Genomic DNA, 14,053 nt, shown 5'->3' with positions numbered 1-14,053 from the left:
CCCCGCCGCGGCAGCCGGCCCCTACGAGCCGAGGATGGTGGTGAGGAACTCGCCGGTCCAGGCGAGCAGTTCCCGGCCGACCACCGGCTTGCCGCCGATCCTGCCCGTCTTGGGGCGGGGGACCAGCACCTGCGAGGTGGCGGGCTTGAGTACCGATCCCGGGTACAGGCGCCCCAGGCGCAGCTCCTGCGACTCGCGCAACTCGACCGGGCCGAAGCGGATGTTGTTGCCCTGGAGAGTGATGTCGCCGACCCCGCAGGCCCGGGCGAGCATCCGCAGCCCGGCCACCAACAGGAGGTTCTCCACCGGCTCCGGGAGCTTGCCGTAGCGGTCGGTGAGTTCCTCGCGCACGGCCTTGATGTCGGCCTCGGAGGCGGCCGAGGCGATGGACCGGTACGCCTGGAGACGCAGCCGCTCGCCCGGCGCGTAGTCGTGCGGGACGTGCGCGTCGACCGGCAGCTCGATCTTGACCTCCAGCGGCGGCTCCTCCTCCGCCGCGCCCTCGACGGCGGCCCGGTAGTCGGCCACCGCCTCGCCCACCATGCGGATGTAGAGGTCGAAGCCGACGCCCGCGATGTGACCGGACTGCTCGCCGCCGAGCAGGTTGCCCGCGCCGCGGATCTCCAGGTCCTTCATCGCCACGTACATGCCGGCGCCCATCTCGGTGTGCTGGGCGATCGTCGCGAGCCGCTCGTGCGCGGTCTCCGTCAGCGGCTTCTCCGGCGGGTACAGGAAGTACGCGTACCCGCGCTCGCGGCCGCGGCCGACCCGGCCGCGCAGCTGGTGCAGCTGCGAGAGGCCGAAGTTGTCGCCGCGCTCGACGATGAGGGTGTTGGCGTTGGAGATGTCGATGCCGGACTCGACGATGGTGGTGGAGACGAGGACGTCGAACTTCTTCTCCCAGAAGTCGACGACGACCTGCTCCAGCGCCTGCTCCGACATCTGGCCGTGCGCCGTCGCGATCCGCGCCTCGGGCACGATCTCGCGCAGCTTGGCCGCCGCCCGGTCGATGGACTCGACCCGGTTGTGGATGTAGAAGCACTGGCCCTCGCGCAGGAGTTCACGGCGGATGGCCGCGCCGATCTGCTTCTCCTCGTACGGACCGACGAAGGTGAGCACCGGATGGCGCTCCTCCGGCGGGGTGGTGATCGTCGACATCTCGCGGATGCCGGTCACCGCCATCTCCAGGGTGCGCGGGATCGGCGTCGCCGACATCGTCAGCACGTCGACGTTGGCCCGGAGCTTCTTCAGCTGCTCCTTGTGCTCGACGCCGAAGCGCTGCTCCTCGTCGACGATGACCAGGCCCAGGTCCTTGAACCGCGTCTCCTGAGAGAACAGCCGGTGGGTGCCGATGACCACGTCCACGGAGCCCTCTTCGAGCCCCTCCAGGGTGGCCTTCGACTCGGTCTCGCTCTGGAAGCGGGACAGCGCCTTCACGTTGACCGGGAACTGGCTGTAGCGCTCGGAGAAGGTGCCGAAGTGCTGCTGCACGAGGAGCGTGGTCGGCACCAGGACGGCGACCTGCTTGCCGTCCTGGACGGCCTTGAAGGCGGCCCGGACCGCGATCTCGGTCTTGCCGTAGCCGACGTCGCCGCAGATCAGCCGGTCCATCGGAACCGACTTCTCCATGTCCTCCTTGACCTCGGCGATGGTGGTGAGCTGGTCGGGCGTCTCCGCGTACGGGAAGGCGTCCTCCAGCTCGCGCTGCCAGGGGGTGTCGGGTCCGAAGGTGTGCCCGGGCGCCGCCATGCGGGCGCTGTAGAGCTTGATGAGGTCGCCGGCGATCTCCTTGACCGCCTTCTTCGCGCGCGCCTTGGTCTTGGTCCAGTCGGCGCCGCCGAGCCGGTGCAGTGTCGGGGCCTCTCCGCCGACGTACTTGGTGACCTGCTCCAGCTGGTCGGTGGGGATGTAGAGGCGGTCGCCGGGCTGCCCGCGCTTGGCCGGCGCGTACTCCACCAGCAGGTACTCGCGGGTGGCGCCCTGCACCGTGCGCTGAACCATCTCCACGTAGCGGCCGACGCCGTGTTGCTCGTGGACGATGTAGTCGCCGGCCTCCAGGGTCAGCGGGTCGATCGTCTTGCGGCGGCGGGTCGGCATCCGGCCGAGGTCCTTCGTCGCGGTCCGCTGCCCGGTCAGGTCGGTCTCGGTGAGCACGGCCAGGCGCAGGACCGGGTCGACGAAGCCGTTGTCGACCGAGCCGCAGGCCACGTGGACCAGGCTCGGCTCCAGGGCTCCCAGATCCGGCTCCAGCCGGGCGGCGATGCCCTCGCCGGCGAGCACCTCGACGGTGCGGGCGGCCGGGCCGTGGCCCTCGGTGAGGTAGACGGTGTGCCAGCCGTCGGCGATCCAGCCCTTGGTGTCGGCCAGCGCGCGGGCGGTGTCGCCGCGGTAGGCCTCCGGGGCGTGCATGCCGAGCGTGAGCGTGTCGCCGCCGGAGGCGTCCCCGTCGGCGGCGAACGGGGAGATCGACCACCACATCATGCCGAGCTCGCGGGCCTGGTCGCGGACGTCGGCGATACCGCGCAGCGAGGCGGCGCCGACGTCGATGGGGGCCTCGCCGCCGCCTGCGGTGGCCGCCCAGGACGCCATCAGGAACTCCTGGCTGGTCGCGACGAGGTCCGCGGCGCGGGTGCGTACCCGCTCCGGGTCGCAGACGACGGCCATCGCCCCGGCGGGCAGCACGTCGATCAGCAGCTCCATGTCGTCGACGAGGACCGGGGCGAGGGACTCCATGCCCTCCACCGCGATCCCCTCGGCGATCCGGCCCAGCAGCTCGCCGAGCTCCGGGTGCGCCTCGGCGAGGGCCAGGGCCCTCTCCCGCACCGCGTCCGTCAGCAGCAGCTCGCGGCAGGGCGGCGCCCACAGGCCGTGCTCGGCGATCTCCAGGGACCGCTGGTCGGCGACCTTGAAGTAGCGGATCTCCTCGACCTCGTCACCCCAGAACTCCACGCGCAGCGGGTGTTCCTCGGTGGGCGGGAAGACATCGAGGATGCCTCCGCGCACGGCGAACTCACCGCGCTTCTCCACCAGCTCGACGCGTGCGTACGCGGCCGCCGACAGGGCCTCGGTGACCTCTCCGAGATCGGCGGTCGCGCCCTGGCGCAGGCTCACCGGGACCAGCTCGGCCAGGCCCTTGACCTGAGGCTGGAGCACGGAACGGATGGGCGCCACGATCACGCTCACGGGACCCGCGGCCGGGTCGTCCTTGCTGGGGTGCACCAGGCGGCGCAGTACGGCCAGCCGGCGCCCCATGGTGTCGCTGCGCGGGCTGAGCCGCTCGTGCGGCAGCGTCTCCCAGGACGGGTAGTCGGCCACCTCGTCGGGCGGCAGCAGGGAGCGCAGCGCGGCGGCCAGGTCCTCGGCCTCGCGCCCGGTGGCGGTGACCGCCAGGACGGTCCGCCCGGTCTGCCGGGCCAGCGCGGCGATCGCGAAGGGGCGTGCGGCGGCCGGTCCGACGAGGTCCACGTGCATGCGGTTGCCGTCACCGGCCGCGGTGACCGCCTCGGTGAGTGCGGCGTCCCGGGTGACGGCGTCGAGCAGTCCGTGCAGGCTCATGAGGCGGCTTTCCGTCCGGTGAGGGGGCAACGCGAAGGACCCGACACGTCGTACGGGCCGGGGGTTCCCACCCTACGACGGCGCCCGCACCGACGCGCGAGGGATTCGGGTCACGGCGCGGGCGCGGCTCCTCGTCATCCTGGAGGCGTCGCTCCCGCTCTACGATGTCCACGTAACCACCGCCTGAGCTCGCCGCGTCCTTCCCGCAGGAGTTCACGCCGAACGGCCGAGGAGCACGAGTCCGTGACGAGCGATGCCATAGCCCGCCCGGCGCCGGCGGCCCAGGCCCCTTCGAGGGCGGAACCGGTCCGCCGGGGCGGACCCTGGCTGGTGGCCTCCGGGCTGTTCCTCGTCTACCTCCTCCTGTCCGTCGGCCGGTTCCGGCGCATGGACTGGCCCTCATGGGATCTGGGGATCTTCGAGCAGGCGATTCGCGCGTACGCCCACCTCCAGGAGCCCGTCGCCGACCTGAAGGGGCCGGGGGCCAACATCCTCGGGGACCACTTCAGCCCGATCATCGCGCTCGTCGCCCCCGTCTACCGGGTCTTCCCCGGGCCCGTCACCCTGCTGGTCGTACAGGCCGCGCTGTTCGCGCTCTCCGCCGTCCCCGTCACCCGGGCGGCCGCACGGCTCCTCGGCCGGGGCCGCGGCATCGCCGTCGGTGTCGCGTACGGCCTGTCCTGGGGCGTCCAGCGGGCGGTGGAGTTCGACTTCCACGAGATCGCTTTCGCCGTGCCGCTGCTGGCCTTCGCCCTGGAGGCGGTCCTGGCCGGGCGCTGGCGGACCGCCCTGCTGTGGGGGCTGCCGCTGCTTCTCGTCAAGGAGGACCTCGGCTTCACGCTGGCCGCGCTGGCGGTCGTGGTGGCCTGGCGCAGCCGCACCACCGACCGGCGGACCGCCCTGACCGCGCTCGGCATCGCCGCGGCCGCCTGCCTGGCGGCCGTACTGGTGTTCACGGTCGTCATACCGTCCTTCGCGACCGACGGCTACGGCTACTGGCACAAGATCGACGGGGCGGGACCCCTCGCCGGCACCGGCACCAAGCTGGCGACGCTGGGATGGGTGCTGATCCCCACCTCCGGCCTGCTCGCCCTGCGCTCGCCGCTGCTGCTGGTGGCCGCGCCCACCCTCGGCTGGCGGTTCCTGTCCGGGGACGACCACTACTGGTCCACCGACTGGCACTACAGCGCCGTACTGATGCCCGTCGTCGCCCTCGCCCTGGTCGACGCCATCGACATCGTCCGGCGCGGCGAACGGCCCTGGCTGCGCTCCTACGCCCTGCAACTGCCCACGGCGGTGCTCGCCGCCTCCCTCGCGCTGGCCATGACCGGCATGCCGACCGCCAAGCTCACGGAGGCGGCCACGTACGCGAAGCCCGACCGCGTCGTCGCGATCGAAGCGCTCCTGAGCCGGATCCCCGACGGGGCCACCGTGGAGGCGGACACCACCCCGCTGACCCGGCTGACCTCCCGCTGCCGGGTCCTGTGGATCGGGGGCAGCAAGGGCGTGGTGCCGGACTGGATCACCATCGACAACGGCAGCAAGTGGGCCGGCGAGGACCCGACCCACTACGCCTCCCAGCTCCACCCCGGCGAGCGGTACACGCTGGTGGGCGAGGCCGGAGGAGTCGTCCTGATGCAGCGCAACACCGCCGGTTGAACCGACCGGCCGCACCGGCGGACACGGCAAGGGCACAGGCCCGGGACGGTGAGTCCCGGGCCTGTGCCCACCCCCGTACGAACCCGGCGCCGGCTACTCGCTCGCGATCGCGTTCAGGACGTTCATCCGTCCCGCCCGGAAGGCCGGGACCAGCGCGGCGAACAGACCCACGAACGCGGACGCGGCGAACACTCCGATGATCGTCGGCCACGGGATCTCCAGGACCTTCAGGCCCTCCAGCGCCAGCAGCTGCTGCGCGGTGGCCCCCCAGCCCATGCCCAGCCCGAGACCGAGCAGGGCGCCGAAGAGGGCGATGACCACCGACTCCAGGCGGATCATGCGGCGCAGCTGGCGGCGGGAGAGGCCGATGGCGCGCATCAGGCCGATCTCGCGGGTCCGCTCGACCACCGACAGGGCCAGGGTGTTCACGACGCCCAGGACCGCGACGACGATGGCGAGGCCGAGGAGGCCGTAGACCATGTTCAGCAGCTGGCCGACCTGGTCCTTCAGCGCCTGCTTGTAGTCGGCCTGGTCGCGCACGACGTACTGCGGGTAGTCGCCCATGGCCTCCTTGACCGACTGGTACGCCGCCGCGTCGGACTGCCCGTCCTTCGCGGTGGCCAGCAGCATGAAGGGCAGCGGCATCCGGTCCGCCGGCAGGTTGGCCCGGGCGGTCTCGGTGCTGATGTACTTCATGCCCTTGTCGAGGTTGCCCTCGTCGCTGGTGATCGCCGCGACCTTCAGCTTGACCGTGCTGCCGCCGGTGAAGGCGACCGTCATCTCGTCACCGAGCTCGATGCCGTGCGCGGTGGCGTAGAGGGAGCCGACCGACATGGAGCCCGCGCCGTAGGCCGCCGCGTGCTCGCCGGCCGTCATCTTGCGCCGGATGTCCTTGGCGTACGTCGGGTCGGTCGCGCCGAGGCCGGTCTCCTCGGTGGTTCCGTCGGGCGCGGTGAGCTTGACGTCCACCAGGCGGTAGGCGGTGACGTGGTCGAGGCCGGCGGTGGCGCGCAGCGCCTGCTCGGCCTGCGGCAGGACGGGCTGGCGGGCCTCGGAGGCGACGATGTAGTCCGCGCCGACCGACTTGTCGAGCTCATCGGTCGCGGAGGCCACCATCGAGGAGCCGACCACCGACAGGCAGGCGACCAGCGCGAGGCCGATCATCAGCGCGGCGGCGGTGGCGCCGGTGCGGCGCGGGTTGCGCAGGGCGTTGCGCTCCGCGAGCCGGCCCACGGAACCGAAGGGCCGCAGGACCACACCGGAGAGCACCCGCACCACGCCCGCGGCGAGCAGCGGGCCGATCACGATGAAGCCGATCAGGGTGAGGACGACGCCCAGGCCCAGCCAGAGGGATCCGGCCGCGGCCTTCTCGGCGGCGGCGGCGAGGTAGAGAGCGCCGCCGCCGACGGCGGTGAGGACCAGGCCGAGGACGGCCCGGACCCGGCCGGCCTTCTTGTCCCCCGGGGTGCCGGACTCGCGCAGTGCCGCCATCGGGGAGACCTTGCCGGCTCGGCGGGCCGGGACGAAGGCGGAGACGACGGTCACGATCACGCCGAGGACGATGCCCGCGACGGGAGTGGTCCAGGCGATGGTCAGGTCGTCGGTGGACAGGTGCATGCCCATCTGACCCATGAGAGCCATGAGGCCGACGGCCAGGCCCACGCCCGCCGCCACACCGAGGACCGAACCGACCACGCCGAGCAGGAGGGCCTCGACGACCACGGACTGCAGGACCTGCCCGCTGTCGGCGCCGATGGCACGCATCAGGCCGATCTCGCGGGTGCGCTGGGCGACCAGCATGGAGAAGGTGTTGAAGATCAGGAAGATACCGACGAGGAAGGCGATGCCGGCGAAGCCGAGCATGACGTACTTCATGACGTCGAGGAAGGCGCCGACGTCCTTGCGGTTCTCGTCCGCGGCTTCCTTGGCGGTCTGCAGGGTGTAGGTGTCCGCGCCGACGGCCTTCGCCACGTTCGCCTTGAGCTGCTCGTCGCTCACCCCGTCCTCGGCGGTGACATTGACGTGCGTGAAGGAGTCGGGCGAGCCGAGCAGCGCCCGCTGCGCGGTGGCCGTGTCGAAGTAGACGATGGCCGCGCCCGGGTTGGTCACGGTGAAGGTGGCGATGCCGGTGATCGTGGCGCGGGTGTCGCCGGTGACGGCGATGGTGCGCAACTCGTCACCGAGCTTCAGGTCGTGCTTCTTCGCGGTGTCGGCGTCGACCATCATCTCGGTGGGGCCGCGCGGCGCCCGACCCGAGGTGATCTTCATGGACTTGAGCTCGTTGTCGCTCCAGTTGCCCGCGATGGTCGGCGCGCCGGTGGTCGAGCCCATGTTCTCGTTCTTGGCGTTGACCACCGTGACGGCCGTCGAGACGACGCCGCCCTCGGCGCTCTTGACGCCCTCGGCCTTACCGACCTGCTCGACCACCGAGCCCGCCAGCATCTCGGGCTTGCCCCGGTCGGGGGCCTCGTCCCCGCCCTCGGCGTCCTTGGGGCTGACCGTCACGTCGGAACTGGTGACGGCGAACAGCTTGTCGAAGGTGGTGTTCATGGTGTCGGTGAACACCAGCGTGCCGCAGACGAAGGCGACGGAGAGCAGGACTGCGACGGCCGAGAGCGCCATCCGCCCCTTGTGCGCGACGAAGTTGCGCCGCGAGGTCTTCAGGACCGTGTTGCTCATGAGGTCCGCCCGCGCGCGTCGAAGTCCTTCATCCGGTCCAGGACCTGGTCGGCGGTGGGCGCGTGCATCTCGTCGACGATCCGGCCGTCGGCGAGGAAGATGACGCGGTCGGCGTAGGAGGCGGCGACGGGGTCGTGGGTGACCATCACGATGGTCTGACCGAGCTCGTCCACCGAACGGCGCAGGAAGCCGAGGACCTCGGCGCCGGCGCGGGAGTCCAGGTTTCCGGTCGGCTCGTCACCGAAGATGATCTCGGGGCGGGCGGCGAGGGCGCGGGCCACCGCCACGCGCTGCTGCTGGCCGCCGGACAGCTCGGTCGGCCGGTGCCCCAGACGGCCGGAGAGGCCCACGGTCTCCACCACCCGGTTGAGCCACTCCGCCTCGGGCTTGCGGCCCGCGATGTCCATGGGGAGCGTGATGTTCTCCAGGGCGTTGAGCGTGGGCAGCAGATTGAAGGCCTGGAAGATGAAGCCGATCCGGTCGCGGCGCAGCCTCGTCAGCTTCTTGTCCTTCAGCCCGGTGATCTCGGTGTCGTCCAGGTGGATCTGCCCGCTGGTGACCGTGTCGAGACCGGCGAGGCAGTGCATCAGCGTGGACTTGCCGGAACCCGACGGACCCATGATCGCGGTGAACTGGCCGCGCATGATGTCCACGTCCACCTCGTCGAGGGCGACGACACGCGTCTCCCCGGAGCCGTAGGCCTTGACGACCTTCCGCGCCCGGGCCGCGACGGCAGCATGCCCTCCAGTACCCCCGTGCCTGGTTTCGGTCATTGCCGTTGTCACGGTCTGTCTCCTTCTTCGCGTGTCTGTGCGTCTGCGTACCTGCGTCGCCGTGATGAAGTCTGCGGCGGCGGGACCCTCGGCGCGCTGGTGCCCGTAGCCGTATCCACCCGGGGGTTAACCCCACCCGCGCCCCCGGGTTCGTACGTTCCAGTCAAGAAGACGCCCGGCGCCCCCACCTCCTCCGCCGGGAGGAAAGACCCCTGGCCCACAGTGCGGAGGGACCCCTAGGGGTTGTCCGCCCTTCGGACTACACGGCCTGAGGGATATCGCCCGCAGGGCGGCGGTGAGATGGTGTCCCCCGCATCTACGTGCAAGGGGAAGGAATCTCGGTGCCGACAGCGGACAGCACGGGCGGAGGTCCGGGCGACCTCCCCGCAGGGCGTGCCGGCGCCTCGCCCGGTGCGGCCGTTTCGGCCCATGGCACGCCCGACGGACGGACCGTCGGACCGGCCGGACGTCCCCCGGCCCCCGTGGTCGCCTCGCTGATGCTCGGCATGGCCCTCGTCGCCCTCGACAGCACCGTCGTCGCCACCGCCGTCCCCCAGATCGTCGGCGACCTCGGCGGCTTCTCCGTCTTCTCCTGGCTCTTCTCCGGCTACCTGCTCGCCGTCACCGTCACCCTGCCGGTCTACGGCAAACTGTCCGACACCTTCGGCCGCAAGCCCGTGCTGCTCTTCGGTATCGGCCTCTTCCTCCTGGGCTCACTGCTGTGCGCGTCCGCCTGGAACATGGCCGCCCTCATCGCCTTCCGGATCGTCCAGGGCCTCGGCGGCGGCGCCCTCCAGGGCACCGTCCAGACCCTGGCCGCCGACCTGTACCCGCTGAGGGAGCGCCCGAGGATCCAGGCCCGCATGTCCGGCGTCTGGGCCGCCTCGGCCGTGGCCGGCCCCGCCCTCGGCGGCCTGCTCGCCTCCTCCGCCCACTGGCGGTGGATCTTCCTGATCAACCTGCCGCTGGCCGCCCTCGCCCTGTGGATGATCACCCGTCACCTGACCGAGCCCGTCCGCTCACCCGGCCGCCGCGGCCCCGTCGACTGGGCGGGCGCCCTCGGCGTCTTCTGCTGCGGCGGACTCCTCCTCTTCGCCCTCGTCCAGGGCGGGGTCGCCTGGCCCTGGCTGTCGGCGCCCTCCCTGGGACTGCTCGGCGCGAGCGCCGTCGCGGCCGTGGTGGTCGTCCGGGTGGAACGGCGGGCCGAGGAACCGGTGCTGCCCGGCTGGGTGTGGCGCCGGCGCACCCTCGCAGCCGTCAACCTGGCCATGGGCGCCCTGGGCCTGCTGATGGTCGCCCCGATGGTCTTCATGCCGACCTACGCCCAGTCCGTGCTCGGCCTCGGACCTGTCGGCGCCGGACTCGTCATGTCCGTGATGACCCTCAGCTGGCCCGTCACCGCCGCCCTGAGCCAGCACGTCTACCGGCGCATCGGCTTCCGCGACACCGCGGCCGTCGGCATCGCCCTGGCCGCGGCCGTGCTCGGCTCCTTCACCCTGCTCCCCCACCCCGCCCGGCCCTGGCAGCCGGCGCTGATCATGCTGCTGCTCGGCGCCGCCCTCGGCCTCTTCCAGCTCCCGCTGATCGTCGGCGTCCAGTCCACCGTCGGCTGGGCCGAACGCGGCACCACCACCGCCTCGGTGCTCTTCTGCCGTCAGGTCGGCCAGAGCATGGGCGCCGCCCTGCTCGCCGCCGTCGCCAACGCCACCGTCGCCGCCCGTCTGGCCGACGCCCCCGTACCGGGGCTCCCGCGCCACCTCGACGACGTGGCCGAGGCCCTGGCACACCCGGGCCTGCTCCCCGGGGCCGCCGCCGACCATCTGCGCGAAGCCGTGGCCGCCGCCGTGGAGCACATCTTCCTCGGCGCGACGGCCGCCGCCGTGGCCGCGCTCCTCGTCCTGCTCCTGCTGGCGCCCCGCCGGTTCCCGGTCCTGCCGGAACTGCGCGACGAGTAGCCGGAGAACCGCCTTGTCATGGCCAGGGCAGTGGGCGACCCTCGTACGCAGCACCGTCATCCGGGGGAGACCATGGCATCCGCACTGTACGCACTGCTGTTACTGGCCGCGCTGGCCGGCCCGATCGGCCTGCGGCTGCGCACCAGCCCGGCCTTCGTCACCGGCCGCGACGGCCGGCTCTCCACCTCGACCGCGCTCGCCCTGGCGTGGACGGTGATCCTGGTCTGGCTGCTGCTCGCCATCCTCGGCTACGGCCTCACCGCGGGCGGCGGCGTGAGCTGGTTCCGCGGCTCGGACGGCCCGCTGTCCACACTGGCCACGGTGTACCTGCCGCTGCTCGGCGGCCCGTACGTGGCGATGATCGCCGCCAAGACCGTCGTCGGCCTGCGCGTGGAACGCGGCAGCCTCGCCAAACCGGCCGCCCCGCCGACCCGGTCGGGCCGCCGGCCGCTGCGGGAGCTCATCGCGAACGACAGCGGACGCACCGACCTCGTCGACCTCCAGTACGTCGCCTTCAGCGCGATCACGATGCTCTACGTCGTCCTCTTCTTCCTCGCCGACGTGGGTGCGGGCCTCCCCCGCCTCCCCGAGGAAATCTGGGCCCTGACGGGCGCACCGGCCGGCGCCTACCTCGTCAACAAGCTGGCCACCCGGGCCAACCCGGTCATCACCGCGGCCTCGGTCTCCGGCGACCGCCTCACGGTCGAGGGCGGCGGCTTCACCGAAGCCCGCCTCACCCTCGACGACACCCCGCTGGACGCACGCCCCGACCCTCTGACCGGCGCCCTGACGGCCACCCTCCCGCCGTCGGCGAAACCACCCTTCACCCTGGTGGTCACAGCCCGCGGCCTGCGCAGCGACCCGTACCGCTACGAGGGCCCCACCGTCCCGGCACTGCCCGCCGCGGACCGCTAGGGGCGTGGTGCGGCCCGACCACGGCGACGCGGCGACGCGGCGACGCGGCGACGGTCTCAGCCCTCCGCCGGGGCCCGCCCCGTCAGCGCCGACAGACTGGCCCGCACATGTGCCATGTGCGCCCGCATCTCCTCCTGCGCCTCCGCATGCTCCCGCAGCACCCGCTCCGTCTCCCGCGCGATCCGTTCCTGGGCCACCCGCGCCTGTGCCACCAGCTCCGCCGCCCGCGCCTCCGCGTCCTCCTGACCGTGCCGCGCGGCCTCCTCCGCCTGCGCGTGCGCCCGCCGCGCCTCCGCCAGCCCGGACTCCGCATGCCGCTCCGACTCCGCGTGGCGCGCCTCCAGTTCCGCCCCCTGCACCGCCAATGCGCGGTCCGCCGCCTCCCAGCGCTCCCCCTGCTCCCGCTCGCGCTCCACCCGCGCCGCCTCCGCCCGCCGCCGCACCTGCGCCAGCACCGCCGCCGCGTCCGCCCGCCACGCGGCCGCGTCCTGGCGCGCCCCGGCCCGCAGGTCGTCTGCCTCCCGCTCCGCCCGCAACAGCCCCTGTCGCGCCCGGACCTCGGTCTGCCCGCGCACCGCCTCCGCATCGCCCCGCGCCAGTTCCGCCACCCGCTCGGCACGCGCCCCGGCTGCCTCCAGCGTCGCGGACGCGTCCGCCCGCGCCTCCGCCCGTACGGCCTCGGCCTCCTCCTCCGCCAGCAGCAGGATCCGTCGGGCGCGTTCGCCCAGCTCGTCGTACGTCTGCGGGGCGAGCCCGGCCACCAGCTCACGCAGCCGCGCCGCCTCCGCCTCCATCTGCTTGGCCAGGACCGTCAGCCGCGCCACCCGCTCCCAGGCCTCGTCACGGCTCCCGGAGAGCCGGGCGAGATACCGGTCGACCTCTTCCATGCGGTAGCCACGACCTCGCACGGTCGCCATGGGTGCACTCATCCTGGATGCGCCTCTCTCGCGGGGATTCCCGTCAAGGATGCGCCATTTTGACCCCTGAAGCCCGAATGGCCGGGCCGAGCCCCCTCCGAGGGTCCCGACCCGGCCACTCACCGGATCACGCGACCACGCGATCCGGCGGACGTCACAACAACCCGTCCCACATCTGCTCCAGCAGCACTGACCACCAGCTCTCCGGCGACGCCAGCGCCGCGCTGTCGAGCCCCGCCAGATTCGCCTGGAAATCGACGGTCCAGCGGCCCGCCTGCTCCGGCGTCAGATGCTGCCGCAACCGCCACATGTGACCCAGCATCGCCATCGAACGCACGAACTGCGGCAGGCTGGAGTTCACGAACTGCGGCGGCACCGGAGCACCGCCCGGACCGCCCTCCACCGGCACCGCCACGATGTGCGCGGTCCCGTACTGCACGCACAGCGCCTTGCCGAAATCACTACCGATGACCAGGTACGAGCCCGCGTCCGACGCCGGCTGCACCTGCCGCTGCGCCGCCAGCTCGGCCAGCGTCGGCACCGGCTGCCCCGGCACCGCCTGCGCCCAGAAGAACGGCCCGAAATCGACCGGCAGTCCCGCCCACATCAGCGTCTGCGCCACGATCTCCGGCACACCCTGGCGGGACACCGCCCGCTGGTCGAAACGGAACACGCCCTGCGGACCGAACGCCGCCGCCAGCTCCTGCCCGATCGCCTCCAAGGGAATCGCCGGCTGCAGCGGAACCTGCGGCAGCGGCGCACGCACCGGCGCGGGGCGCGCCGGACCGTCGGCGACCTGGTGCAGTTCGCCCTGGTGGGTGAGCAGGTGCCGCATGCCCTGCTGCCGGCCCGCGTGGTCCTGCCCGTACGGAGCCACGCTGGTGATCCGCACCTGCGGCCACGTCTCCCGGATCATGCGGGCGCAGTACCCGCCGGGCAGCTCACAGGACTCCAGCTCGGTGTGCAGCTCCAGGACCTGCTGCGGCGGCACGTTCATCGCGCGCAGCTCGTAGAGGATCTGCCACTCCGGGTGCGGGGTGCCGGGCGCCGAGCGGCGGATGAGCTGCTGCTCGGAACCGTCGGGCGCACGGTAGCGCAGGACCGCCTGGTAGCCGGGGCCGACCGTGGGCGCACCCGTCGGGGCCTGCGGCTGCCCCGCGGGCGCGCCGGGCGGCGGACCGGGGGGACCGGGGGGCTGCGGTACGCCGGGACCCGCGAGCATCGTCGCGGCGTGGTGGGCTCCGTCACCGGGTGCACCCGGTGCACCGGGCCCGCCGGGAACACCGGGCGCTCCCGGCGGGCCGGGAGGCTGCGACGCACCCGCACCGGGGACGCCGGGCGGACCCGGAGGCGCCGGCGGCTGACCCGTCACCGCAGGACCCGCCAACATCGTCGCCGCATGATCCAACCCACGCCCCAACGACCCCGGAACCCCCGGCGGACCAGGAGGCGCCGGCGGACCAGAAGGCCCAGAAGACTGCGACCCACCCGCACCCGGAACCCCCGGCGGACCCGGAGGCGCCGGCGGCTGACCCGTCACCGCAGGACCCGCCAACATCGTCGCCGCATGATCCAACCCACGCCCCAACGACCCCGGAAC

8 protein-coding genes are annotated in these 14,053 nt (G+C 72.7%); 3 read left to right on the top strand and 5 right to left on the bottom strand.

Annotated features, from left to right (window positions below; translation table 11 throughout):
- Positions 1-21 precede the first annotated feature (21 nt).
- Positions 22-3,555 (bottom strand): transcription-repair coupling factor, encoded by a 3,534-nt coding sequence (mfd, locus tag ACFW2G_RS26270; RefSeq protein WP_384582494.1) that lies wholly within the window; start codon positions 3,553-3,555, stop codon positions 22-24.
- A 243-nt stretch (positions 3,556-3,798) separates the two neighbouring features.
- Between mfd and ACFW2G_RS26265 the strand changes: the two genes are divergently transcribed.
- Positions 3,799-5,214 (top strand): DUF2079 domain-containing protein, encoded by a 1,416-nt coding sequence (locus ACFW2G_RS26265; RefSeq protein WP_384582496.1) that lies wholly within the window; start codon positions 3,799-3,801, stop codon positions 5,212-5,214.
- 93 nt (positions 5,215-5,307) lie between these two features.
- Here the strand turns inward: ACFW2G_RS26265 and ACFW2G_RS26260 are convergent, their stop codons facing one another.
- Together ACFW2G_RS26260 and ACFW2G_RS26255 are read right to left on the bottom strand one after the other, a co-directional pair.
- Positions 5,308-7,893, bottom strand: coding sequence for an ABC transporter permease (locus ACFW2G_RS26260; RefSeq protein WP_384582498.1), 2,586 nt, complete (start codon positions 7,891-7,893; stop codon positions 5,308-5,310).
- The gene (locus ACFW2G_RS26255) at positions 7,890-8,666 is read right to left on the bottom strand and encodes an ABC transporter ATP-binding protein (RefSeq protein WP_370466695.1); all 777 of its coding nucleotides are present in this window, start codon (positions 8,664-8,666) and stop codon (positions 7,890-7,892) included. The genes ACFW2G_RS26260 and ACFW2G_RS26255 overlap by 4 nt, the downstream gene beginning before the upstream one ends.
- A 341-nt stretch (positions 8,667-9,007) precedes the next feature.
- Between ACFW2G_RS26255 and ACFW2G_RS26250 the strand changes: the two genes are divergently transcribed.
- Together ACFW2G_RS26250 and ACFW2G_RS26245 are read left to right on the top strand one after the other, a co-directional pair.
- A complete protein-coding gene (locus ACFW2G_RS26250; protein WP_384582500.1) occupies positions 9,008-10,621 on the top strand; it encodes an MFS transporter in 1,614 nt (537 codons plus the stop codon).
- Between the two features lie 72 nt (positions 10,622-10,693).
- Positions 10,694-11,536 carry a hypothetical protein gene (locus ACFW2G_RS26245; protein WP_384582502.1) on the top strand — a complete coding sequence of 281 codons (843 nt, stop codon included), beginning with the start codon at positions 10,694-10,696 and terminating at the stop codon, positions 11,534-11,536.
- Positions 11,537-11,592: 56 nt separating this feature from the next.
- Here the strand turns inward: ACFW2G_RS26245 and ACFW2G_RS26240 are convergent, their stop codons facing one another.
- Both ACFW2G_RS26240 and ACFW2G_RS26235 read right to left on the bottom strand, forming a co-directional pair.
- Positions 11,593-12,453, bottom strand: coding sequence for a cellulose-binding protein (locus ACFW2G_RS26240; protein WP_384448028.1), 861 nt, complete (start codon positions 12,451-12,453; stop codon positions 11,593-11,595).
- A gap of 154 nt (positions 12,454-12,607) precedes the next feature.
- Positions 12,608-14,053 (bottom strand): SUKH-4 family immunity protein (locus ACFW2G_RS26235; RefSeq protein WP_384448031.1); only part of this gene is annotated, 1,446 nt, incomplete at its 5' end.

The organism is Streptomyces sp. NPDC058880 (genome assembly GCF_042742535.1).
GTDB lineage: Bacteria > Actinomycetota > Actinomycetes > Streptomycetales > Streptomycetaceae > Streptomyces.
This window is presented reverse-complemented; position numbering and strand designations above follow the sequence as displayed.

What these genes read in the sequence shown, in the direction of transcription:
- ACFW2G_RS26255 (WP_370466695.1), bottom strand. Translation starts at nt 8,666, where the DNA reads ATGACCGAAACCAGGCACGGGGGTACTGGAGGGCATGCTGCCGTCGCG.
- ACFW2G_RS26245 (WP_384582502.1), top strand. Translation starts at nt 10,694, where the DNA reads ATGGCATCCGCACTGTACGCACTGCTGTTACTGGCCGCGCTGGCCGGC.
- ACFW2G_RS26240 (WP_384448028.1), bottom strand. Translation starts at nt 12,453, where the DNA reads ATGGCGACCGTGCGAGGTCGTGGCTACCGCATGGAAGAGGTCGACCGG.
- ACFW2G_RS26260 (WP_384582498.1), bottom strand. Translation starts at nt 7,893, where the DNA reads ATGAGCAACACGGTCCTGAAGACCTCGCGGCGCAACTTCGTCGCGCAC.
- mfd (WP_384582494.1), bottom strand. Translation starts at nt 3,555, where the DNA reads ATGAGCCTGCACGGACTGCTCGACGCCGTCACCCGGGACGCCGCACTC.